Raw genomic sequence first — 23,675 nt, forward strand, 5'->3', positions numbered from 1 at the left:
TATAGCGCCGAATTTGAGTCTCAGCCGCCGTCCAGCGATTTCAAGAGATTGTCGATCGTGAATGGATTGGCCTTCGGCTTAGGCGGCTCCGGAGCGGAATTGTCGTTGACGCCGGGAAGCGAGCGGTCGACGTTTGGCGTCTGCTGCGCCTTGCGTTCGGCTTCCAGCTTCACCTGCTCGGCCTTCCTGCGTTGCGCCTCAGCCTGAGCTTTGGCCGCCTTGTCAGCAGCCCGTTGTTCTGCCTCTGCTTTGGCGTCCGCATCTGCCTGGGCCTTCGCTTCCGCCTCCGCTTTGGCGCGTGCATCCGCCTCGGCCTGAGCCTTGGCATCGGCCTCCGCCTTGGCTTTCGCCTCTTCTTCCGCCTTTGCCTGCGCCTCCGCTTCTGCCTTTGCCTGCGCCTCAGCCTCTGCCTTGGCCCTCGCCTCCTCTTCCGCTTTGGCTTCCGCTTCCGCCTTTGCCTGCGCCTCCGCCTCGGCTTTCGCCTGGGCCTCGGCTTCGGCCTTTTGCCGCGCCTCTTCCTCTTGCCGGCGCAATTCCTCGGCCGCCCGGTCGCGCTCGGTTTGCAGCGCCGCGTAGTAGCGCACCTCGCGCCGCAGCCTCTGCTTCTCGAGCAACGCCGCCTGCATCGCCTCGACTCGCTGCTGCTCTTTCTCCAGCGCGCGCTGGGTCAGGAACTGCGCCAGCGGCGCGCTGTCGAACTCGAGCGCCGTCGCTCCGAGCGGACCGGCGAGGCTGAAATTCACGGTCGGTTCGGAACCGACCAGCGCCTCGTCGCCGGGGCGATAGGTGATCGCTCCCTTGGCGGTCAGGGTGCTCGCGTCGAGGTCGGCGGCAACGTCCGCCGACAGTGTCGCCGCCGGACTGTCGAGGCTGATCGGCGGCGCTCGCAGCGTGCCGTTGGCAACGGTGAAGGCGATGTCGGCGTCGCCGGCCGAAAAACTGCCCTCGCCTGCGATCTCAGGCGCGAAGCCGGCGGTCCTGGCGGCATCGATGTCGCGCCCGATCGCGTCTGCCTTGGCGATGATCGCGGCAAAGGCATCGGGATTGATGCCGGCGATGGTCAATCCCTTCAGCGCTGCCGTGCCGGAACCCGACAACGCGGCAATCATCGCATCGACCGACTTGCCGCTAGTCGACAGCGCCGCCGAAATATCGCCGCTGCCGCTGACGCCGGAACCAGGCAGCACCGCGGAAAGATCAGTCCCGGCCAGTTTCAGCTGACCCGAAAACAGGCCGGTGCCTTCCGTATTCTTGAGCTCGAACAGGCCGGTGAGCGCGCCGCCATAGAGCTTGGCCTTGAGGCCCGAGACGTGGATGCCTTCCCGGTCGAGCTTCAGCGACAGCGTTGCATCATGCGCGGTGGCGAACGGTCCAGCGGCGAGCGCCGCCGCGTCGAGATCGATATCGGCGCTGAACGGCAGGGTCGACTTCTGGCTGAACGGCTCCGTCGGCCAGCCGCCCCCTTTCGCGGCAAGGAAGGACTGGTCGCCGAACAGCGACACCGCCAGCGGATCGAGATCGAGCTCGTCGAGCGCCAGCGCGCCGGCAAGATGCGGCAGCCCATCCTTGCTATCGACATTGACGTCGCCCGACACTGCCGCCTTGTCGATGGCGCCGCTGAGCCCGCTCAGCACCAGGAGTCCGTTGCCGAAATCGGCATCGGCGGCCAGCGATGTCGACGTGCCGGTGCCCATGCCCGGCAGCCCAACTCCGGTCGTCATCAGCCAAGGCTCGATATCGGCAGCGTCGAGGTTGACCTTGCCTTTGGCGATGGCGCCTTGCTGGGTCTCGGCGACGGTCCCGAGAAAGCTCGCCCTGAAATCGTCGGCCGTAAGATTGAAGCTTGTCGCCAGGCCGCCGCCGAGCGAGCCTTTCGCCGAAACATCCGTGCTCGCCTGTCCGAGCATGCCGAGGGGCAGCGCCGGCAGGCCGTAGAGCGCAAGCAGCGTGGCGGCGTTCTGGTTCCTGGCGTTGAAGGTGAGCGACACCGGCGCATCGAGGAGCCGGTCCGCGGCGCCCTTGCCCGAGAGCGAGGCCGAAAAGGCGGAGCCGCCGGCCTTGCCTTGCGCTGAGAGGGCGAGCCCCGTGGTGCCGTCGCCATTGTCGGCCGCACTTGTCACCAGATCGATGCGGGCGTCCTGGAACAGTTCCGGATAAGCGGCCGCACGGGTGGCCAGGCCCTTCAGAACCGGATTGTCCGGGTAATGTTGCGCCGCGACGTCGATGAGCGGCTTGAGATCCACGGCCACGACCGATGCGTCGAGCTTGCCGGTCGGACTTTCCGGAAAGTCCTTGATGCGCCCTGTGGCGCTGATCGATGCGCCGGCAAGCCCGCCGACCGAGAGCCGGTCGATTTCGAGCAGGCCCTCACGCAGTCTCAACGCCGTATCCACCGTGTCGGCGGTCAGCCCGCCGGCGCTGACCGGACCCGCCTTGATCTGGAAATCGAGGTCGCGGTCGGAGAAGCGGTTGGCGCCCTTGTCGCTGACGAAGATCGAGGCGAAGGCCGTCAGGCCGTCGACGTCGAGCTCGCCGCCTTCGAGCCGCATCAGCACCGAGGGCCTGGCGCCGTCGGGCTGGCTGGAATCGATGCTGCCGGAAAACTTCGCCTTGCCGAGGATGAGCTCGAGATCGCTGAAGGACTGGCGATCCTCGCTGAGATCGACCTTGGCTTTGAAACCCGCCGCCGGCAGTCGGCGGATCGCGTCGTCGACATCCTTCGACAGCCAGGCGGCGAAACCGGAAGGCTGTCCGACGGCAAGCAGCAGGGAGCCGGTAAAGCCGAAATGGTCCTCGACGCTCAGCATGCCGTCGGCTTCGAGTGTTGCGCGGCCCGGCAGCGTCGCGGCGAGCGACTTCACCGACCAGCCGCCCTCGACCGGCTCCGCCGAGAGCCGCACGTCGCGCACCGTCGTGTCGCCCGCCACTACTGCCGGCAGCCTGACCTCGACCGTGCCCGGTATCGTCGGCTTCGGCATGTGCAGCAGCGTCTGCTCGAACGCCGCGATACGCTGATCGAGCGTCAGCCCGGCGCCCGCGGATGCACCCACCGCTTCGTCGAACTGCACCTGCGCCCCGTTCGCCTCTATCGAGAAGTGCGGCTTGAGGCCGAGATCGACCGCGGCCTTGCCGTCGGCGGTATAGGGATTGTCGAGCGGCCCGGTCTCGAAACGGAATTCGTCGACGCCGAGCTTCTGGTGGTCGAGCGCGAATTTGCCGTTGAGCCGGAAGCCGGGATCGGGCTTGCCGGTACTGACCTTCACAGGCTCGCCGTCAGTTCCGCGCAATTCGGCCGAGTTCCTGTCGGCGCCGGAAATCTTGAACTGACCGGAATAGACCGCCGCGCCCTTGACGATGCCGGCATTGCCATCTGTCTCGATGATGAGCGGATAGGCATCCGGATCGGCTTTCAGCCTGAGCCGCATCCGGCCATCTGCTTCCACCTTGCCGGTGGAGGCCGAGACGTCGGCGCGCAGTCCGTCGAAGCGCAGCGAGCCGTCCATCCGCCACGGGCCGGCAAGCGACTTGGCGGAAACGGTCGAGTTGATTTCGGAAATCAGGTGGTTGCGCCCGCCGGCGGCATGGCGCAGCTCGATCTGCCCCTCGGTCACCGTCAGCTTCTCGATCGCGATCTGGTTGGGATCGAATGGCGCTGACGGCCGGATCGCCCAGTCGACCGTGCCGTCGCCGGCGACGTCGATGGTCGCCTTCGGATGCACCAGCCGCATGTCGAAGATCAGCAGCTCGCCGCGCAGGAACGGCGCCAGCTCCGCATCCATGGAGAAGGTCTCCATCGTCATTGCCGGCTGGCCGGCAGGGCCGCCCGCGACCTCGACATTGGAGAATGTCACCGATGGGAACGGCAGGAGCCGCGCGGTCGCGTCGCCCTTCACCGTCACTTTGCGGCCGAGGATCGTGCTCGCCTCGCGCTCGAAATCGGCGCGATAGCCGGTCCAGTCGATGAAATACGGCACCACCAGCGCCGCGCACAGCACCAGCACGAACAGGCCACCGAAGATCACGAACAGGCGAGCAAGCATCTTCTACAGAGCGTAGGATTAAAGTCAGCCGCACTCTACCCGCATCCGCGTGTCGATAAAGAGGCAATTCGCCGGTGCGGCATCCGATCAGGGGCGGCGTACGCGGTTGCGCCGCCGCTCGCGGTCGCGATATCTTTCGCCGCACGCCCAGCCTCAGCGACCAAGCCGGCCGCGATCGTCCGAACCAAATCGCAAAACATGGAGCATTCCCGATGTCAGGCAAGAACTGGGACAGGGTGCCGATCGACGCGCAGAGTGTCGATGCTCCACTGTCGCTCGCCGCGGTCTTCCTCGTCGTCACGGTCGGCAGCGATCGGGCGGCCCTCTCCAAGGTGGCTTCGGTGCTCGGTGAACTTGACGATCTCGTCAAGAATGTCGGCTTCCGCGACCTGTCCGGCCGATTGTCGTGCATCGCCGGCATCGGCGCCGACCTCTGGGCGCGTCTCTCCCCGGACCGGCGGCCGCGCGAACTGAAGCCCTTTGCCCCGGTCAAGGGACCGGTCCATTCGGCGCCCTCGACGCCGGGCGACCTCCTCTTCCACATCCGTGCTGAACGCTCCGACATGTGCTTTGAATTCGAGCGCATCCTGCTGGACAGCCTCGGCGGCAGCGTCACGGCCGTCGACGAGGTCACCGGCTTTCGCTATTTCGACGCGCGCGACCTGCTCGGCTTTGTCGACGGCACCGCCAATCCGACCGGCCTCGATCTGCCCACTTCGGCCCTTGTCGGCGACGAGGATGCCGACTTTGCCGGCGGCAGCTATGTCGTCGTCCAGAAATATCTGCACGATCTCGGTGCATGGGCGGAAAAGCCCACGCATCTCCAGGAAGAGATCATCGGCCGCACCAAGATCGACAACATCGAGATCGATGACGACGACAAGCCGCGCAAATCGCACAAGTCGCTGGCCACCATCAAGGACGACGCCGGCAACGAATATGACATCCTGCGCGACAACATGCCCTTCGGCCGACCGGGGCAGAAGGAATTCGGAACCTATTTTATCGGCTACACCCGCTATCTGTGGGTGATCGAAAAGATGCTGCAGCGCATGTATGTCGGCGAGCCGCCGGGCGCCTACGACCGGCTGCTCGACTTCTCGACACCGCACACCGGCACGACCTTCTTCGCGCCCACCCGACCTATGCTGCAGAAACTCGCCGAGAGCGCGCAGGGGTAGTGCGCGGCAACATTATCTTCCAGCCGCCGGCAAAATCTTGCCCGGATTCATGATGTTCAGCGGGTCGAGCGCCTGCTTGATCGTGCGCATGACATCGACACCGTGGCCGAGCTCATGGCGCAGGAAGCCGACCTTGCCCTGGCCGATGCCGTGCTCGCCGGTGCAGGTGCCCTCCATGGCGATCGCGCGCATGTTGAGCCTGGCGACAAACTTTTCCGCCAGCGCGATTTCGTCAGGGTTATCGACATCCATCAACACCAGCACGTGGAAATTGCCGTCGCCGGCATGGCCGACAATCGGCGCGATCAGGCCCATCTCGGCGATGTCGGCCTCGGTCTCGGTGACGCATTCGGCGAGCCGCGAGATCGGCACGCAGACATCGGTGGACAAGCCCTTGGCGCCAGGACGCAGCGTCAGCGACGACCAGTAGGCATCGTGCCGCGCCTTCCAGAGCTTCGTCCGCTCCTCAGCGACGCTGGTCCACAGAAACGGTCCGCCGCCATTTTCCTCGGCGATCATGCCGAAAGTCTCGGCCTGTTCGGCAACGCCCGCGTCGCTGCCGTGGAACTCGACGAACAGGCACGGGCTCTCGGGATAGTCGAGCTTCGAATAGTTCTTCATCGCCCGCATCTGCAGCGCGTTGACCAGTTCGATGCGCGCCACCGGAATGCCCATCTGGATGGTCGCGATCACGGTGTTGCAGGCTGCCTCAAGAGTCGGGAAGGGGCAGACGCCGCCGGAGATCGCCTGCGGAATACCCTGCAGGCGGAGCGTCAGCGCGGTGATGATGCCGAGCGTGCCTTCCGATCCGACCAGAAGCCGCGTCAGGTCGTAGCCGGCCGAGCTCTTCTTCGCCCGCTTGCCGGTCGTCACCGCCTCGCCGTCGGCCATCACGGCCGTCAGCGACAGCACATTCTCGCGCATCGTGCCGTAGCGCACGGCGTTGGTGCCGGAGGCGCGCGTTGCCGCCATGCCGCCGAGCGAAGCATTGGCACCCGGATCGATCGGGAAGAACAGGCCGGTGTCGCGCAAATGCCGGTTGAGGTCCTCGCGCGTCACGCCGGGCTCGACCGTGCAGTCGAGATCCTGGGGATTGACCGCAAGGATGCGGTTCATCCGCGAGGTGTCGATGGAGATGCCGCCGCCCGGCGCATTGGTGTGGCCCTCGAGCGAGGAGCCGACACCGAAGGCGATGACTGGCACGCGGTGCGCGGCGCAGGCGCGCACGATCTCCTGCACTTCGGCTGTGCTCTCCACGAAGGCGACGCCGTCCGGCGCCTGGGTCGGAATATAGGTGGTGGTATGCGCGTGCTGGCCGCGGATCGCTTCGCCGGTCTGGAAGCGCTCGCCGAAGCGCTGCTTGAGGACGCCGAGCACCGCGGCGATGCCCTCCTCGTTGCGTTCGACGAGGTTGAGGTCGCTCAAAGCCATGAATTCCTCCGCGAATGGACCAGCGGCCGCTCTTGCCATGCAGCTATGGATGATGCCTAAAGCAATTCCAGGAGAAGTGTGAAGCGGTTTTCCGTCCGGAATTGCGCCGGAACAAAGAGAACCTCACCAGCCACGCCCTGTCCAGCGACGATCAAGGAAAACCAGATGACGATGCCCGCGCCGATCATTTCCAAGCCGATGGCGATCGAGAAGGACTGGATCGACTATAACGGCCATCTCAACATGGCCTACTACAACGTGCTGTTCGACCGCTGCTCCGACGAAGCCTTCGAGTTGATGGGCATGGGGCCGAACTACGCCAAGGAACGCCGCCTCACCATCTACACGGCGGAAGTCCATGTCTGCTACGTGCAGGAACTGCACCTCGACCACAAGGTGAACGTCTCCTTCCAGCTCATCGACCATGACGAGAAGCGGTTGAGGGTCTATCAGGAAATCCGCCATGTCGACGGCTGGCTGGCCGCCACATCCGAATCGCTCTCGCTGCATGTCGATATGGCCGGGCCGAAGGTCGCCCCCTTCCCCGCCGATGTGATGGCGCAGGTTGAAGCCATGCGCGCCGCCCACGCCGCGCTGCCGATGCCGGAGCGCGCCGGCCGTTCGATCGGCATCAAACGCCCACGTTAACCTTACCAAGGTTTTAACGTGAACAAGTCACTTGAGCCTGTTGAACGACTCAGTGGCGCGTTCGAAAACCGCCGCACCGGGTTTACGCGCGGGCGGCAGGCGGAATGCGGTGCGAGGACAGTGCATGAAAAGCGACATCAAGGTCGAAGTGGAGCGGTTGGCGGCCGATCCACGCATCACCGACTATGATTTCTGGCGATCGCTGAAGAACGTCAACAACGAGATTTTTCACATCGCCAACAACAACGAGCCTATCCCCTTCGACATGATTCGCTGGCGCGCCATTCTCAAGCAGGCGCGCATGAGGCGCGGTCATACTGAGCCCTCAGCGCTCCCTTAAACCGCGAAGCGGCGAGCGCGGCGCGACCGGCGACGACTGAATGATGGCGGTGTTGGTCATCGCGTAGGGAATGATCCGGTCGATCACCCGCTCCAGTTCCGCGACCGAGCCGACATGCGCCAGCGCGATGAAGCAGTCCTCGCCGGTCACCCGGTCGCATTGCGCGATTTCCGGCAGCTCGCGGATGATATCGGCCACGACGGCAAGTTGTCCGGGCACCGGCCGGATCCTCAACCACGCCGACAGCTTCATGCCTAGCGCCGACGGATTGATCCTCACCGTATAGGCCTCGATCACCCCGTTCTCCTGCAGCTTGCGGACGCGCTCGGCCACGCTTGGCGCCGAGAGCCCGACGGCACGCGCCAGCTCAGCCGTGCTGGTGCGCGCATCCTTTTCCAGCAGCCGCAGGATTTTCAGGTCCGCCGCATTCAGACTGGAATTTTCATTTCGAAGGCGTTTCAAGTGAATTCTCTTTCTTCAGAAAGCTAATAACCGTCAAAGCTGTTCATCGCTCATATAAATAACGAGCTTCGCCTGCGATAGTGATCCCATGAATTCGGAAGCGCAAGTTCGCACCACAAACCGGACCGCTGGCGACACCGACGCAGCGCGCCCTGCCCTCGCCGGACTGGCCAATGCGTTGCCGCCGCATGTCTGGTTCTGCGTCAGCGCCATTTTCCACTATCTTGGGCCGGCCTTCGCCGTGCTGCTGTTCGCTCAGGTCGGCGTGCTCGGCATGGCCTGGCTGCGCATCGCCACCGCTGCGCTCATCTTCGCGCCGCTCACCCGGCCATGGCTTGTCTTCGCCCGGGCCGACCGCTCGGCCCGCCTGCTTCTCTTAGCCTTCGGCGCCTGCCTGGCGGTGATGAACTGCGCCTTCTATCTGGCTCTCGACCGGCTGCCGATCTCGCTGGTCGCCGCGATCGAATTCGTCGGCACGATCGGCGTCGCGCTCGTCGGGCTCAGAAGCCGGCGCAATCTCGCGGCGCTCGCCATCGCCGTCGCCGGCACCTTGCTGCTCATCGATGTCAAATGGTCGAGCGACCCGATCGGCCTGTTCTGGGCCTTTCTCAACGGCGCGCTATTCGTCGGCTACATCGTGCTCGGCCACCGCGTCGCCCGGACCGGCATCGGCATCGCCGGCCTCGGCACGGCCATGGCGATAGCCTTCCTGATCGTGTTGCCCATCGGCTTCAGCGAGGCGCTGCCGGCCTTCTCGGCCCCGCAACTGCTGCTCGCCGGCATCGGCGTCGGGATCTGCTCGTCGGTCATTCCCTACATCTGCGACCAGCTCGCCATGGCGCGGCTGCCGCGCGCGAGCTTCGCCTTGATGCTCTCGCTCCTGCCGCTCACCGCAACGCTGATCGGCGTCATCGTGCTGCGGCAGGTTCCAAGCCTCACCGATTGCCTCGGCATTGCGCTGGTGATCGTCGGTGTCGCCTTGCACAAGCCGGCGCAGGAGTGATCCACCGAGGGCGCCGTTGATGTGTGTCAGACTTAGGTCAGGCCAGCTTCTCTTTCAGAAACGCGACCGTCCTCCCCCAAGCGAGATCGGCCGCCTTCTTGTCGTAGCGCGCGGCCGAGGTGTCGTTGTTGAAGGCGTGGTTGACGCCCTCATAGACATAGACGGTGTACTCGACATGCGCGGCGTCGAGCGCCTTCTTGTAGGCATCGATACCGGCGTCGATGCGTTCGTCCAGCCCGGCATAGTGCAACAGTAGCGCCGCCTTGATCTTCGGCACGTCCTCGGCTCTCGGCTGCATACCGTAGTAGGCGACGCCAGCGCTGAGGTCCGGCGCATTGACGGCGAGCGTGTTCACCGTGCCGCCGCCCCAGCAGAAGCCGACCGCGCCGACCTTGCCGTTGCCGTCCTTGTAGCCCTTGAGATAGGCGACCGTCGCGACGCCGTCGGCCGCGACTTGGGCAGCATCGAGCTTAGTGAACATGTCGCGCGCCTTGTCCTCGTCAGCCGGCGTGCCGCCGAGCGGCGACAGGAAATCGGGCGCAAGGGTGATAAAACCTTCCAGCGCCACGCGCCGCGCGACATCGCGGATATGCGGATTGAGTCCCCGGTTCTCGTGGATGACGATGACAGTCCCCTGCTTTCCGGATTGACCTGCCGGTTTGACCAGATAGGCCTTCATCTCGCCGCCGCGGCCGGGATACGTGATGTTCTCACCCTTCACCCTTGGATCGTCCTCGGCGACGATCGCCGCCTTCGCCGACTTCGCCGCCAGCATCGGCGCGATCGAGGCGGCTGCGGCCCCCGATCCCGCAAGTCTTGTCAGTTGCTCCATGAAGCGGCGCCGATCGAGCGTCAGATGCGTGTACTCGTCATAGGCATCGATCATCGCCTGGGTGATGACGGGCTTGGCTGAAGGTTTGGGCATGGCTCTCCTCGAGGCTGTTTGACGCGCAAGATAGGGTTGGAACTCGCGCGGTCCAGTCATCCGCCGGCGAAGGCGCTGGCCCAGAAATACGATGTGATGGCCGCCGGACCCGATCTCACCAATCAGGTGCTCGGGCAGGTGCCCGGACTGAGAAGCCATCTCGGCCTCTGAACGGACGAGAGCGGCTATTTCGGCAGCGTATAGGCCATCACATAGTCGCCAGGCTTGGTGCCGACCGAGCCGTGGCCTCCGGCGACGATGACCACGAACTGACGGCCGTCGGCGACCGTGTAGGTCATCGGCGTCGACTGCCCGCCGGCCGGCAGCCTCGCCTGCCAGAGCTGCCTGCCGGTGGTGAGGTCGTAGGCGCGCAGATAGTCGTCGACCGCGGCTCCCAGGAAGGCAACCCCGCCGGCGGTGATCATCGGCCCACCGATGCCCGGCACGCCGACCTTGAACGGTAGCGGCAGCGGCGTCATGTCGTAGACGGTGCCGTTGCGATGCTTGTAGGCGATCTGGCCGGTCCTGAGGTCGACGCCGGCGACATAGCCCCAGGGCGGCGCCTGGCAAGGAATGCCGAGCGGCGACAGGAACGGCCCCATCACCACCGCGTAAGGCGCACCCTCGTTGCGATTGAGCCCCTGCTCGCTGCCCTTGGTGTTGTCGCCCGGCGGCGGCACATCCGCGCGGGGTATCAGCCGCGACGTGAACGCCAGATAGGTCGGCATGCCGAACATCACTTGCCGCACCGGATCGACGGCGACGCCGCCCCAGTTGAAGACGCCGAAATTGCCGGGATAGATCAGCGAGCCCTGCAGCGAGGGTGGCGTGTAGCGCCCCTCATAGCGCAATTTCCGAAGCTCGATTCGGCACGCCAGCTGGTCGAACATGGTGATGCCCCACATGTCGGCGCCGGTCAGCGGCTTGGGATTGAACGATAGAGCCGAAGACGGCTGCGTCGGCGATGCATGGTCGCCCTCGATCGCGCCGCCCGGTGCCGGCACTTCCTTCACCGGGATGATCGGCTCGCCCGTGCGCCGGTCGAGCACGTAGAGGTCGCCCTGCTTGGTCGGCCCGACCAGCGCCGGCACGACAGCGCCGCCGGCCGAGGTGATGTCGACGAGCGTCGGCTGCGCCGGCACGTCCATGTCCCACAGATCGTGATGCACGGTCTGGCGCACCCAGCGCAACTGCCCGGTGTTGAGGTCGAGCGCGGTGATCGAGGAGGAGAACTTCTCGACATTGGCGCTGCGGCCCATGCCGAGCTGGTCCGGCGTCTGGTTGCCGAGCGGCACATAGAGCAGGCCGAGCTTCTCGTCCGCGCTCGCCGTCGACCACATGTTGGGCGAGTTATGCGTGTAGGTCTGGCCGGCCGGCAGCGGGGTCGTCTGGTCCGGATTGCCGGAATCCCAGTTCCACAGCAGCGCGCCGGTGCCGGCATCATAGGCGCGGATAACGCCCGACGGCTCCTCGGTCGAATAATTGTCGTTTACCGCGCCGCCGACAATGATCTTGCCGGCGACGATCAGCGGCGCCGAGGTCGAGTAATAATAGCCCGACTTCGGATACGGCATGTTGGCCATCAGGTTCAGCGTGCCGCCCTCGGCGAAGGACGGACACACCTGCCCGTTCGCCGCGTCGAGCGCGATGAGACGTGCGTCAGACGTCGGCAGGTAGACACGCGCGGCGCAAGGCTGGCCGGCCGCGATCTTGGCATCGGCGTAATAGGACACGCCGCGGCAGGTCTGATGCTGGCGGTTGGGATCGAGCTTGATCTTCGGATCGTAGCGCCATTTCTCCTTGCCGCTTGCGGCATCGATGGCGATGGCGAAATTGTGCGGCGTGCAGACGTAGAGCGCGTCGCCCACTTTCAGCGGCGTCACCTGATAGGTCGTCTCGCCGATGTCGTCGGGACCCTTCACATCGCCGGTGCGATAGGTCCAGGCCGGCTGCAGCTTTGCGACATTGTCCGGCGTGATCTGGCCGAGCGGCGAATAGCGCTGGCCAAACGGCGTCCGCCCGTAGAAATGCCATTCGCCGGCCGGGATGTCGCCGCCGAGATTGGCAGTCGGCGTTACCTTGTCCGTGCCGAGGCCGCCGCCGATGTCTTTGGGGTCGGCGGTCATCGAATAGCCTGCCACCGCCAGCGAGGCGAGCACTGCCAGGATCAGCGGCGCGCGTCCATCCGGACCGGTGAACCCCCGTCTTGCCCGCGGTGTCAACAGCCACAGCGCGATCAGCACGATGACGCCGCCGCGCGGACCGAGCTGCCACCAGTCGAAGCCGATCTCCCAGACAGCCCAGCACAGTGTTGCGATGACGAAAGCAGCGTAGAGCCAGAGCGATGTCGACTTGCGCCTGAAGAGCAGCCAGGCGTTGACCAAGAGGACCAGGCCGGCGATGGCGTAGTACCAGCTGCCGCCCAGCACAGCGAGCCAGATGCCGCCGCCGCCAAGCACCAGGCCGATGAGGAAAAGGACGAGGGAGGTGATCGTGACAGCCAAGATGATACTCCTTCGACTGTTGCGCGCCTGCGACGGCTCTCCAGGCAACGGCTTGCCGTCCCTGCCCTTGCCCGCAGCTTTCCCTCACCGGCCGCGCCTGTCAAGCGAACCGGGGCGGTGCAAAAATGGAACAAAACGTAGACACTTCTGGCCTTTCGCTACCGAATCACTACATTCGGGGCGATGTCCGGCTTTTCCGAAGACATGCCCTTCTTTGACGAACCGAATGCGCGGCCCGCGGCCCCGTCCGGCATTGCCGCGCGCGCCATGGCGGCTCGTAGCGCCCAAAACAGCGCGCCCGACTATCTGAAAGGCCTTAATCCCGAGCAGCGGCTGGCGGTGGAAACCACCGAGGGACCGGTTCTGGTGCTGGCCGGCGCCGGCACCGGCAAGACGCGCGTCCTGACCACCCGCATAGCCCACATTCTGGCCACCGGCAGGGCCTTCCCGTCGCAGATTCTGGCCGTCACCTTCACCAACAAGGCCGCGCGCGAGATGAAGCAGCGCATCGGCATCCTGATCGGCGAAGGCAATGTCGAGGGCATGCCCTGGCTCGGCACTTTCCACTCGATCGGCGTCAAGCTCTTGCGCCGTCACGCCGAGTTGGCCGGGCTGAAATCCGATTTCACCATCCTCGACACCGACGACGTGGTGCGGCTGATCAAGCAGATCATCCAGGCCGAAGGGCTCGACGATAAGCGCTGGCCTGCCAAGCAGTTCGCGCAGATGATCGACAACTGGAAGAACAAGGGCCTTGGGCCTGACGAGATCCCGGAAGGCGATGCCCGCAGCTTCGGCAACGGCAAGGGCCGCCAGCTCTACAAGGCCTATCAGGAACGGCTGCAGGCGCTGAATTCCTGCGACTTCGGCGATCTGCTCTATCACCCGATCCGCATCTTCCGCGCCTATCCGGACGTGCTGAAGGAGTATCACCGCAAGTTCAAATACATCCTCGTCGACGAGTACCAGGACACCAACACCGCGCAATATATGTGGCTGCGGCTGCTGGCGCAAAGACCTACCTCCCCCTCGATGGGGGAGGTCGCGCCGCGGAGCGGCGCGGGTGGGGGTGGCGGCGCCGGCGCCGGTCACCCCTCCCCGTCGCTTCGCGACGATCCTCCCCATCGAGGGGAGGGTAAGGCGCGGTCGGCCGAAACCCGTGCGACCGTAAATATCTGCTGCGTCGGCGACGACGACCAGTCGATCTACGGCTGGCGCGGCGCCGAGGTCGACAACATCCTGCGCTTCGACAAGGATTTCCCTGGCGCCACCATCATCCGGCTGGAACGCAACTACCGCTCGACCGCGCACATCCTCGGTGCGGCCTCGCATCTCATCGCCTTTAACGAAGGCCGCTTCGGCAAGACGCTGTTCACCGACCGCGACGACCCCGAGGACGACAAGGTGCATGTCCATGCCGCCTGGGACTCGGAGGAAGAAGCACGAGCCATCGGCGAGGCCATCGAGGCCTACCAGCGGCAGAAACACGATCTCAACGACATGGCGATTCTCGTTCGCGCGTCCTTCCAGATGCGCGCCTTCGAAGACCGCTTCATCACGCTCGGCTTGAACTACCGCGTCATCGGCGGCCCGCGCTTTTACGAGCGGCTGGAAATCCGCGACGCGCTTGCCTTCTTCCGCGTCGTCGCCAACAACGGCGACGACCTCGCCTTCGAGCGCATCGTCAACGTGCCGAAGCGAGGCTTGGGCGAAGCCACCATCCGCCAGATCCACGACACGGCGCGTGCCATGCGCATTCCGATGCTGGAGGCCGCCGCGACGCTGGCCGAAAGCGACGAGTTGAAGCCCAAGCCGCGCGCAGCCTTGCGCGAGGTCGCTGCCAATTTCGAGCGCTGGCGCAACGCGCTGGAGACCACGCCGCACACCGAGCTCGCCGAGACCATCCTCGAGGAGAGCGGCTACACCGACATGTGGAAGAACGACCGTTCGGCCGAAGCGCCCGGACGGCTGGAAAACCTCAAGGAACTGATCCGCTCCATGGAGGAGTACGAGTCGCTGCGCGCCTTCCTCGAGCATGTCGCGCTGGTCATGGAGGCCGAGCAGGGCGAGTCGCTCGACGCGGTCTCGATCATGACGCTGCACTCGGCCAAGGGCCTCGAATTCGAGACCGTCTTCCTGCCCGGCTGGGAAGAAGGACTCTTTCCGCACCAGCGCGCGCTGGACGAGGGCGGCCGCTCCGGCCTGGAGGAAGAGCGCCGCCTTGCCTATGTCGGGCTGACGCGGGCGAAGAAGAACCTACACATCTGGTTCGTTTCCAACCGCCTGATCCACGGGCTGTGGCAGTCGACGATCCCGTCCCGTTTCCTCGACGAATTGCCGGAGACGCATGTCGATGTCGCCGATGGCGGCAATTCCTATGGCGGGTACGGCAATCCTTACGGCGGCGGCTCATTCGCCACGGGACGCGGCGGCGGCCGGCAGAACCCCTATGGCGCCTCGCGCTTCGACAATATCGGCGCCGAGAAATCGGGCAGCTTCTCCAACACCTATGCGACGCCCGGCTGGCAGCGCGCGCAGGCGAACCGCACCGAGGCGACGGACCGCAACTGGGGCACGCGCTCAGGCCATCAGGTCGAGCGCATCGGCTACGGCGAAACCGACTCTGGCTACGGCGCCGGCCGCACCAGCGTGAAGGGCCGCACCATCGAGGGCGAACTGGTCGCCAAATCCGTCGCCGACACGCCGTCCGCCTTCAAGCTGGGCGACCGCGTCTTCCACCAGAAATTCGGCAACGGCAACATCGCCGCCATCGACGGCAACAAGCTCACCATCGACTTCGACAAGGCCGGCCAGAAGCGAGTGCTGGACGGCTTCGTCACCAGCGTTTGAGCTGCCCTGATACCGAAGCGCCCAACTTCAACCGCTGACGCTCACCGATAGCGTGCCTGGTTCCACTTGTGGCCGAGCAGCGACAGGATGATGATCAGCCCGTTGAAGAACTGCACGTAGAAGCCGCTCAGGCCCGCCGCCACCACGCCGGTCTGGATGAACGAGACCGTAACCGCGCCAATTGCGCCGCCGACCACCGTGCCGATGCCGCCCCAGGTCGGCGTGCCGCCGACGAACACCGACGCCAGCACCGGCAGCAGATAGCCGTCGCCCGCCGTCGGCCACCACGTGAAGTTGATCATCACCGAGAAGGTGCCGGCGATCGCGGCGCCGATGCCGACGAAGACGAACACTTTCACCCGCACAAGCTTGACGTCGATGCCCATCTGCCTGGCGCTGTCGGGATTGTCGCCGACCACCTTCACCTGCGCACCGAAGCGGTGACGGTTGTAGAGCAGCGCCGAGAAGACAACGAAAGCAATCGCCCAGAAGATCTGCACCGGAATGCCCCAGATCTGGCTGGAGAAGATCGCGTAGGCCGAGCTGTCGGCAAGGTTGGTCAGTGCCGTCGACTTGCCTTCGTTGATGATCTGGATCAGGCCGCGCAGCAGGAAATTCATGCCGAGCGTGGCGATCAGCGACGACAGCCCGCCATAGACGACCAGCGATCCGACCAGGAAGCCGAGCAGCGTCCCGGTGACGAGCGCCGCGACAATGCCAAGGAACGGATCATAGCCGGCCTGCACCACCAGCGCGAACACCCAGGAGGCGAAGCCCATCGTCGCCGGGAAGGACAGGTCGATCTCGCCGCAGGTGACGACGAAGACCAGCGGCACCACCACGAACAGCGCGACGGGGAGCGTCGTTAGCACGGAGCTGTAGAGATACCAGGTGGTGAAGACGGTCGGGTTGGCGATCAAGAACACCGCCATCATGACGATGAACACCGCGAGCGTGCCAAGTGAGGCGCGATTGTCGAGGACGAAGCCGCGCAGCCAGTTGTCGGACGGATGGCTCCACTCCTTGCCGGCTTGGCCGCTTGCCCTTCCCAGAGGAGTTTGCAGATCGGGTTCCATGGCCTTGCTCGTCACGCTCTCTGCTCCGCTTCCCCGTGCAGACCGGGCAATCCGCCCGGATGTGCTACGTCTTCCATGAAGTTGATGAGATCTTCGGCCGATTTGACCTCGCTGCGGTCGGCCGTCAGCGCCACCTTGCCGCGGTCGAGCACGACGAAACGGTCGGCGATGTCGAAGACATGGTGGATGTTGTGGCCGATGAACAGGATCGAGCGGCCGCTCGCCCGCACCTGGCGCACGAAGTGGAAGACCTTGGCGGTTTCCGTCAGCGACAGCGCGGTCGTCGGCTCGTCGAGGATGATCAGCTCAGCCTGCTTGTAGATCGCGCGCGCGATCGCCACGCCCTGGCGCTCGCCGCCCGAAAGCTGGCCGACGATCGATTGCGGCGTGAAAACTTTCGAGGTGAAGCCGATCTCGCGCATCAGCCGGCTCGCCTCCTCGATTTCCTTGTTGACCTTGAGCCAGCCGAGAAAGCCGGTGAGCTCGCGGCCCATGAAGATGTTGCGCACGATGGTCTGCTGCACGGCCAGTGCCCGGTCCTGGAACACCGTCTCGATGCCGGCGTCGCGTGAGCGCGCAGCACTCCATCCGGTGACCGGCTTGCCGCGCACAAGGATCTCGCCGCTGGTCGGCTTGACCACGCCGGACAGGATCTTGATCAGCGTCGACTTGCCGGCGCCGTTGTCGCCGATCAGGCCGACGACCTCGCCCCGGTCGACGCTGAGATCGACGCCGCCCAGCGCATAAACCTGGCCATAGGATTTCTTGATGTCGCGCAGTTCGATAATGCGTTCGGCCATGGCAATCCTCGTTTGATGTCGGCTGCCGGCTCTTCGCCGGCGGTCCCGCCGGCCGGGTCAGGCCCGGCCAGCGGCTTGGGAGGTCAGCGCAATGCCTGCTTGGCCAGTTCCGACACTACCTGGTAGTTGTCCGGTGTGACGAAGCCGGCGCCGGTGTCGACATTCATGGGTGCAAGGCCGAGGACCACTTGCTGGCAAAGGCTCAAGATCGGCAAGTAGCCTTGCAGGAACGGCTGCTGGTCAGCCGTCAGCTGCACCCAGCCACCCTTGAAGCCTTCGACGATCTGCGGGCTGGTGTCGAAGCCGAAGTTGAAAATGTCGCCCGGCTTGCGGCCTGCAGCCTGCATGTAGGTGGCGACATTGCCGAGCATCTGTCCGCCGGGATAGCCGACCGCCTTGACGTCGGGGTGGTTGAGGAGCGCTGCCGTGATCACCGGAATGGCGAGGTTGGGATCGGACGCCCATTCGCCGCTCGGCGGCGAGGAAAGCTGGATGACCTCGACGCCGGCCTCCTTAAGGGCCGCGACCGTGCCGCGCTCACGCGCGCCGCGGTTCTCGTTCTCGAACGGGCCGATCATGATCGCCTTGTCGCCGGCCTTGAGCTTGCCGAGCTTGAATGCCTCGGCGCCAAGCGCGCGGCCCTGCTGCTCCTGCTGCGCTCCGACATAACCGCCGCCAAACGCCGCCACCACCTTCGGCACCGGCACGTTCTGGTACATCATCTGGATGCCGTCCTTGTGCGCCTGCTCGGCCAGCGGCATGATCGCCGCGTCGCCCGGATGACCCATCATGGCGATGCCCTGCGGCTTGACCGCGACCGCCTCGCGCAATTGCTGCACCATCTTCTCGACATCCCATTGGGAGAAGATGTAGTCGACCTTCGGGCCGAGATCGGCCGCCGCCTGCTTGGCGCCATTGTAGACGATTGTGCCGAAGGCGTCGCCCTCGGCGCCGCCGACGAAGAAGCGGATGTGGACGTCCTTGCACCATTGGGCGTCGAGCGCCCAGGCTGGCAAGGCAGAGATTGTGGCGCAGAGCGCCGTGGCGGCGGCCACGACGGTCGAGCGCAGAACAGTCCTTCTGGTCGTGATGCTCATGCACGTTCCTCCCTCTTTGATCCCTCACGATGAGGGTTTTTGACCATGGCTCGGCGTGACGCCGCAGTACTGGCCGGCTCCTCCCGCCGGCCGGTCCTCACATCGGATTTGGCAGATAGGTTGCGCCTCCCCTGCACTGCTTGAGATAGTCGAGCGCCCGCACCTGGCCGGTGATCTCGAGGTCGCCGCGATAGACCGGATCGTGCCAGCCTTCGATGTCGATGGCGCCCTTGTAGCCGGCCAGCCGCAACTCGCTGATCACGCGCATCCAGTCGCTGTCGCCGAAACCGGGCGTGCGCATCTGCACGAAAGGCAGGCGGCCGAACACGCCGTGCTCGCGGATCACGTCCCAGCGCACCGTCGCGTCCTTGCCGTGGACGTGAAAAATGCGCGGCGCCCATTTGCGGATCTGCGGAACCGGGTCGATCAGGTAGACGAGCTGGTGGCAGGGCTCCCATTCGAGGCCGAGATTGTCGTTCGGCAACTCGTTGAACATCAGCTCCCAGGCGTCGGGATTGTGGGCGATGTTCCAGTCGCCGCTCGCCCAGTTGCCGTCCATGGCGCAATTCTCGAAAGCGATGCGCACGCCCTTGTCGGCCGCGCGCCTGGCCAGCGCCCCCCAGACCTCGCGGAAGCGCGGCAGGCTTTCGGTCAGCGGCTTGCCGCGGATGCGCCCGGTGAAGCCGCTGACGATCGAAGCGCCGAACAGATGCGCATTGTCGATCACCGTTTCCCAGGCCTTGAGCACGCCGCGGTCGGTATCGCCGCTTTCCAGCGGATTGCCGAACACGCCGATCGAGGACACTGTGACGTCGGCATCGCCGATCGCCTCGCTTATTTGGCCAGCGAGCCGCGGCAAATCCTTGCCGCCCAGCGTCTGCCAGAAGAACGGCTGGATGCTCTCGAAACCGAGCGGCAGGATCTGCCTGACATAGGCCGCCGGGTCGTCGAGGTTGGCCCGCACCATGGTGCCGATCCGGATGTCGAGAAGCGGGTTCGGCATCATTACGCATCCTTGGCGATTGCGACCCTGCGTCCGGTTTCGGCGCTTTCGATCGCGCCGAAGACCATGGCCAGGCTCTTGATGTTGTCGGTGCCGCGCGTCTCCGGTTCGGTGCCGGTCTCGATCGCGCGCATGAAATCCTTGATGATGCCGAGATGGCCGCCCACCTGATCGGCGGGATCGAGCGACGGAACCTCGATCGGCTGGGTCTTGTCGATGATACCGTCGCGGCCGGACCCAACCACCTGAGCCTTCAGCCCGTCATGGCCGTCCCACAGCAGGCTGCCGCGCTCGGCGACGATGCGCCAGCTGCCTTCCCAGCTGGTGCGGAAGCCGTCGGCGCACCAGGACCCGGCATAGGTGAAGACCTTGCCGCCGCCGAAATCGAAGACGGCGCTCGCCGACGACCCTTGCCGGTACCAGGAATTGGCCGGCTCCCATTCCTGGCAGTAGACGCTGGCCGGCTCGCCGCCAGCCATGTAGCGGGCGGCGTCGAAGGTGTGGATCGCCATGTCGAGCAGCAGCACGTGGGCCATCTCCTCGCGAAAACCGCCGAAATGCGGCGCGACGAAGAAGTCGGCATGGATGCTGGTCGGCGCGCCGATGGCGCCGGAGTCGAGAAAGCGCCTGATGCGCCTGACATTGGCGACATAGCGACGGTTCTGGACGACGGCATGGACTCGTCCTGCCTGGCGCGCCGCTTCGATGATGGCGCGCGCATTGTCCGGACTGTCGGCCAGCGGTTTTTCGGTCAGCAGATGGCAATGATGGGCGAAGGCGGAAAAGGCCACGTCGCGCCGGGCAGCAGGAACGACGACGTCGAATACGGCGTCGGGCCTGGTCTGGTCGAGGATGGCGTCGAGGCTGGTGCCGATGACGGCATTGGTTAGGTTATATTCGCGCGCCCTCGCCTGCGCCCGCTCGGCGTCGAGGTCGACAAGGCCGACAATAGCGAGCCCGTCGATCTGCCTTGCGGCATCGAGCCACTGCCTGCTCATGGCTCCGCACCCGACCAGGACGACCTTCATCATCCAGCGCTCCTCCTCTGCTCGACCCCTCCAGGCCGAGTGTCACGGCATCCACGGCATCACCGTAAACGTTTTTCCGTAAACGTTTACGAGAACACACCCGATAGCGTAGAATGTCAACTGGCTGTCCGAGAAAATCGTCCGAAGCCTTGGCCTGAAGGGCGGCCGGTGCTAGCGAAGACAGGGGAGAGTGGCTTTTGGCGTCCAGCATTCACGACCTTGCGCGTCATCTGAACATTTCGATCGGCACGGTGTCCCGCGCGCTGAACGGCCGCGCCGATGTCAATGCGGAGACGCGCCAGCGCGTGCTCGAGGCGGCCAGGAAGCTGAACTATTCGCCCAACCAGTCGGGCCGCAGCCTGCGCCAGGGCGCCACCCGTTCAATCGCCTTCATGCTGCAGCCGCATCCGGGCGACCAGCAATATGGCGAACCGTTCTTCATTCCCTTTCTGATCGGTCTGCAGGCGCGGCTCGCCGAGCATGACCTAGATCTGATGGTCGTCATGGGTGAGCCCGGCCAATATCAGCAGGAGAGGCTGCGCCGCGTGGTTGAGACACGCCGGGCCGACGCGGTCGTGTTGGCCAATACACGGCGGGAAGACGATCGGATCGACTATCTCAGCAAGGCCGGCTTTCCCTTCGCCACGCTTGGCCGAAGTCAATCCGGCGGCGACACCTATCCTTCGCTCGATATCGATTTCGAGAGGGCGGGTGATGAAGCCGTCGACCGGCTGGTCGCGCGCGGCCACCGCCGCATTGCCGCCATCCGCCCTTCGCTTGATCTCAACTTCGGCTACCTGTTCCTCGACGGCTACCGCAAGGCGCTGAAGAGGCACGGCATCGAAGTCGACCCCGGCCTGATCGCCGACGGCTTCATCAACGAGGCCGGCGGCTACCAGGTGACGCCGCGCGTGATGCTCTCCAAGGACCGGCCGACAGCCATCATCTTCAACAATGACGCTATGGCGCTCGGCGGCTGCAAGGCACTGGCTGAGATGGGCATCAGGCCCGGCCACGACATCGCGGTGATCGTCATCGTCGACACGCCGCTTTGCCGCTACTTCTCGCCGGCGCTGACCGCCTTCCGTCCGTCGCTGGAGCCCATGGGCCGGCGGCTGGCCGAAATGTTGCTGGCCTCGCTCCCGGCCCATGCCGGCCCCGAGGGAACGCGGATCATGCGCGAAATCTGGCCGCTGGAGCTGATCGCGCGGGAGAGCGATTGAGGGTGGTGGAAGCGGGAGCCGCCGTAGATTTGCTGTTCAGGCCACGTTGGCTGCGTCCCAGTGGACTTCAATCCGCCTTCTTCTCGCCTGCCTCGCCGCGTTTGACGATGTCGCCTGACGTGAACAGGATCTCCTTCAGCTCCGCGCGCCAGTCCTCCTTCTGACGCAGCAGGAATTCGAGATTCATGCCGAAATGCTTGAACTCCTCGCCTTGCGCATTCTTCATGATGGCGCGGGCCTGAATGTCCTTTTCCACCGACATGCGCTGTTCGTACCAGCTGATCGCCTCCGCCTCCTCGATCAGCGAGGTGATCATGCGGGCAAAGGTCCGCACCTTTTGCGACAGCTCCTCAGGCGGCTCATGGTACTGGTCGAAACCCATTTCTTGTCCCCTTCCTGTTCCCTGACCTGGCCGGTCAATGAGACGCGGCATCAGGGCTCCGCTCCAACGGATTAAGATGGACATGGTTCCGGCCGCAGGACGGACGCCGACCCTGTCACGCAAGTATCACGTTCGCGTCCTAGACCGTTGGGCGGAAGGTGCTGGCGACGTCCGCTCCGCTTTGTCACAAGGGGATTTCCATGAAACATCGGAACAGAACTGTCTCGCTCGGCGTTGCGCTCGCTCTGTTGACCGCGATGACTCCGGCGCTGGCCGACGGCGTTGCCTATGTCAACAAGGGGCTTGTCGGCGTCGGGCGCATTCCGGCCAGCCAGAAGGACAAGTTCGGCGAGACCTTCGGCTCAGGTTCCGGCATGGCGATCGACACCAAGTCCTGGACGCATGACGGCGCCGGCTACAAGGGGTCGCTTTGGCTGCTGCCGGATCGCGGCTACAACGTCGCCGGCACCACCGACTACCGGCCGCGTCTCAACACCATTTCGATCGAACTGACTCCGACCGCTCCCGGCGCCGCCCCTGCTGCGGGCCAGGAACAATCGGGCGTCAAGGCGACGCTCGCCGACACTATGCTGCTCACCGACGACAAGGGCACCGACGCCACCGGCCTCGATCCGCTGAACGGCGTGCGCCCCGCCGCCGGCGACATGCCGATGCTGCCGCGGGCCGACAACGGCAAGCTGTCGCTTGACGACGAAGCGATCGTGCGGCTGCCCGACGGCACCATGTTCATCTCCGACGAATACGGCCCGAACATCTACCGCTTCTCGGCCGACGGCCGTCTGATGTCGGCCATCCAGCCGCCGGCGGCGCTGGTGCCGGTGCGCCACGGCAAGCCGAACTTCGCTTCCGACAATCCCGGCCCCGGCGCGGCCGAGCCCGATCCGAAGGATCCCGAGACCGGCCGCCAGAACAACCAGGGCCTCGAAGGCATGTCGATGACGCCGGACGGCAAGTTCCTGATCGCCGTGCTGCAGTCGGCGCCGCGCCAGGATGGCGGCGATTCAGGCTCGACGCGCCAGAACACCCGCGCGCTGGTCTATGACGCTTCCGATTTCGCCCACCTCAAGCTGGCGCACGAATATGTCGTGCCGCTGCCGGTCTTCAAGGATGCCAAGGGCAAGACCAAGGTGGCCGCGCAGAGCGAGATCGTGGCGCTGTCCGACAAGAGCTTCCTGATGCTCGTCCGCGACTCAGGCAACGGCCAGGGCGTCAAGGGCGAGGAGTCGCTCTATCGCAAGATCGAGATCGTCGATCTCTCCGCCGCGACCGATATCGCCAACGGCCCGTTCGACACCGCCGACAAGCCGGTGGCGCCGAAAGGCGTGCTCGACCCGTCTGTGACGTCGGCCAGGCTGACCTCGTTCATCGACATCAACGACAAGGGCGAGCTCGGCCGCTTCGGCCTGCACAATGGCGCGCCGAACGACAGGAACAACCTCTCGGAGAAGTGGGAAGCGATGTCGCTGGTCAGCGTGCTCGATCCGAAACTGCCCGACGACTATTTCCTGTTCGTCGCCAACGACAACGATTTTCTCGCCCAGGACGGCTTCCAGGTCGGCGCGCCCTACAAGGCCGAGGACGGCGCCGATGTCGACACCACCTTCCTCGTCTATCAGGTCACCCTCCCAGGTCTCGCCGGAAACAGCCTCGTTCAGAACTAG

At 65.0% G+C, this 23,675-nt stretch carries 19 protein-coding genes; 8 read left to right on the forward strand and 11 right to left on the reverse strand.

What is annotated here, in order from left to right:
* Window positions 1-20 precede the first annotated feature (20 nt).
* Window positions 21-4,040 (reverse strand): AsmA family protein, encoded by a 4,020-nt coding sequence (locus EN853_RS06360; protein ID WP_127858746.1) that lies wholly within the window; start codon window positions 4,038-4,040, stop codon window positions 21-23.
* 212 nt (window positions 4,041-4,252) lie between these two features.
* Between EN853_RS06360 and EN853_RS06365 the strand changes: the two genes are divergently transcribed.
* On the forward strand, window positions 4,253-5,221 hold the full coding sequence (locus tag EN853_RS06365; RefSeq protein WP_127858745.1) for a Dyp-type peroxidase: 969 nt from the start codon (window positions 4,253-4,255) through the stop codon (window positions 5,219-5,221).
* 12 nt (window positions 5,222-5,233) lie between these two features.
* Here EN853_RS06365 and EN853_RS06370 read toward each other — a convergent pair whose 3' ends face one another.
* Entirely contained in the window at window positions 5,234-6,652 is a 1,419-nt protein-coding gene (locus EN853_RS06370; protein ID WP_127858744.1) for an FAD-linked oxidase C-terminal domain-containing protein, read from the reverse strand.
* A gap of 165 nt (window positions 6,653-6,817) precedes the next feature.
* Here EN853_RS06370 and EN853_RS06375 point away from each other — a divergent pair, with 165 nt between their 5' ends.
* Both EN853_RS06375 and EN853_RS06380 read left to right on the forward strand, forming a co-directional pair.
* A complete protein-coding gene (locus EN853_RS06375; RefSeq protein ID WP_127858743.1) occupies window positions 6,818-7,300 on the forward strand; it encodes a thioesterase family protein in 483 nt (160 codons plus the stop codon).
* 124 nt (window positions 7,301-7,424) lie between these two features.
* A complete protein-coding gene (locus EN853_RS06380; protein ID WP_127858742.1) occupies window positions 7,425-7,640 on the forward strand; it encodes a hypothetical protein in 216 nt (71 codons plus the stop codon).
* On the opposite strand, the gene EN853_RS06385 is transcribed toward EN853_RS06380, so the two are convergent.
* A complete protein-coding gene (locus EN853_RS06385; protein ID WP_127858741.1) occupies window positions 7,626-8,102 on the reverse strand; it encodes an Lrp/AsnC family transcriptional regulator in 477 nt (158 codons plus the stop codon). The genes EN853_RS06380 and EN853_RS06385 overlap by 15 nt on opposite strands.
* Before the next feature lie 88 nt (window positions 8,103-8,190).
* On the opposite strand from EN853_RS06385, the gene EN853_RS06390 reads away from it, so the two are divergent.
* Window positions 8,191-9,105, forward strand: a complete 915-nt coding sequence (locus EN853_RS06390) for a DMT family transporter (protein ID WP_127858740.1) — start codon at window positions 8,191-8,193, stop codon at window positions 9,103-9,105.
* 37 nt (window positions 9,106-9,142) lie between these two features.
* On the opposite strand, the gene EN853_RS06395 is transcribed toward EN853_RS06390, so the two are convergent.
* Complete coding sequence (locus EN853_RS06395; RefSeq protein ID WP_127858739.1) at window positions 9,143-10,030, reverse strand: dienelactone hydrolase family protein; 888 nt, start codon at window positions 10,028-10,030, stop codon at window positions 9,143-9,145.
* An 18-nt stretch (window positions 10,031-10,048) separates the two neighbouring features.
* Here EN853_RS06395 and EN853_RS33875 point away from each other — a divergent pair, with 18 nt between their 5' ends.
* Window positions 10,049-10,201, forward strand: a complete 153-nt coding sequence (locus EN853_RS33875; RefSeq protein WP_167522498.1) for a hypothetical protein — start codon at window positions 10,049-10,051, stop codon at window positions 10,199-10,201.
* A gap of 14 nt (window positions 10,202-10,215) precedes the next feature.
* Here EN853_RS33875 and EN853_RS06400 read toward each other — a convergent pair whose 3' ends face one another.
* A complete protein-coding gene (locus EN853_RS06400) occupies window positions 10,216-12,534 on the reverse strand; it encodes a glucose/quinate/shikimate family membrane-bound PQQ-dependent dehydrogenase (RefSeq protein ID WP_127858738.1) in 2,319 nt (772 codons plus the stop codon).
* Window positions 12,535-12,717: 183 nt separating this feature from the next.
* On the opposite strand from EN853_RS06400, the gene EN853_RS06405 reads away from it, so the two are divergent.
* Window positions 12,718-15,384, forward strand: coding sequence for a UvrD-helicase domain-containing protein (locus EN853_RS06405; RefSeq protein ID WP_127858737.1), 2,667 nt, complete (start codon window positions 12,718-12,720; stop codon window positions 15,382-15,384).
* A gap of 41 nt (window positions 15,385-15,425) precedes the next feature.
* Here the strand turns inward: EN853_RS06405 and EN853_RS06410 are convergent, their stop codons facing one another.
* From EN853_RS06410 to EN853_RS06430, 5 genes are all read right to left on the reverse strand, one after another.
* The gene (locus tag EN853_RS06410; protein WP_127858736.1) at window positions 15,426-16,460 is read right to left on the reverse strand and encodes an ABC transporter permease; all 1,035 of its coding nucleotides are present in this window, start codon (window positions 16,458-16,460) and stop codon (window positions 15,426-15,428) included.
* Between the two features lie 11 nt (window positions 16,461-16,471).
* The gene (locus tag EN853_RS06415; protein ID WP_127858735.1) at window positions 16,472-17,260 is read right to left on the reverse strand and encodes an ATP-binding cassette domain-containing protein; all 789 of its coding nucleotides are present in this window, start codon (window positions 17,258-17,260) and stop codon (window positions 16,472-16,474) included.
* Window positions 17,261-17,343: 83 nt separating this feature from the next.
* Window positions 17,344-18,357 carry a substrate-binding domain-containing protein gene (locus EN853_RS06420; RefSeq protein ID WP_127858734.1) on the reverse strand — a complete coding sequence of 338 codons (1,014 nt, stop codon included), beginning with the start codon at window positions 18,355-18,357 and terminating at the stop codon, window positions 17,344-17,346.
* Window positions 18,358-18,454: 97 nt separating this feature from the next.
* Window positions 18,455-19,363, reverse strand: a complete 909-nt coding sequence (locus EN853_RS06425; RefSeq protein WP_127858733.1) for a sugar phosphate isomerase/epimerase — start codon at window positions 19,361-19,363, stop codon at window positions 18,455-18,457.
* On the reverse strand, window positions 19,363-20,391 hold the full coding sequence (locus EN853_RS06430; RefSeq protein WP_127858732.1) for a Gfo/Idh/MocA family oxidoreductase: 1,029 nt from the start codon (window positions 20,389-20,391) through the stop codon (window positions 19,363-19,365). The genes EN853_RS06425 and EN853_RS06430 overlap by 1 nt, the downstream gene beginning before the upstream one ends.
* A gap of 194 nt (window positions 20,392-20,585) precedes the next feature.
* Between EN853_RS06430 and EN853_RS06435 the strand changes: the two genes are divergently transcribed.
* A complete protein-coding gene (locus EN853_RS06435; RefSeq protein ID WP_127858731.1) occupies window positions 20,586-21,611 on the forward strand; it encodes a LacI family DNA-binding transcriptional regulator in 1,026 nt (341 codons plus the stop codon).
* 67 nt (window positions 21,612-21,678) lie between these two features.
* Here EN853_RS06435 and EN853_RS06440 read toward each other — a convergent pair whose 3' ends face one another.
* Window positions 21,679-21,993 carry a hypothetical protein gene (locus tag EN853_RS06440; RefSeq protein ID WP_127858730.1) on the reverse strand — a complete coding sequence of 105 codons (315 nt, stop codon included), beginning with the start codon at window positions 21,991-21,993 and terminating at the stop codon, window positions 21,679-21,681.
* Window positions 21,994-22,250: 257 nt separating this feature from the next.
* Here EN853_RS06440 and EN853_RS06445 point away from each other — a divergent pair, with 257 nt between their 5' ends.
* Window positions 22,251-23,675 carry an esterase-like activity of phytase family protein gene (locus EN853_RS06445; protein WP_245516839.1) on the forward strand — a complete coding sequence of 475 codons (1,425 nt, stop codon included), beginning with the start codon at window positions 22,251-22,253 and terminating at the stop codon, window positions 23,673-23,675.

The sequence above is a fragment of the Mesorhizobium sp. M1C.F.Ca.ET.210.01.1.1 genome (assembly GCF_004791585.1).
GTDB lineage: Bacteria > Pseudomonadota > Alphaproteobacteria > Rhizobiales > Rhizobiaceae > Mesorhizobium.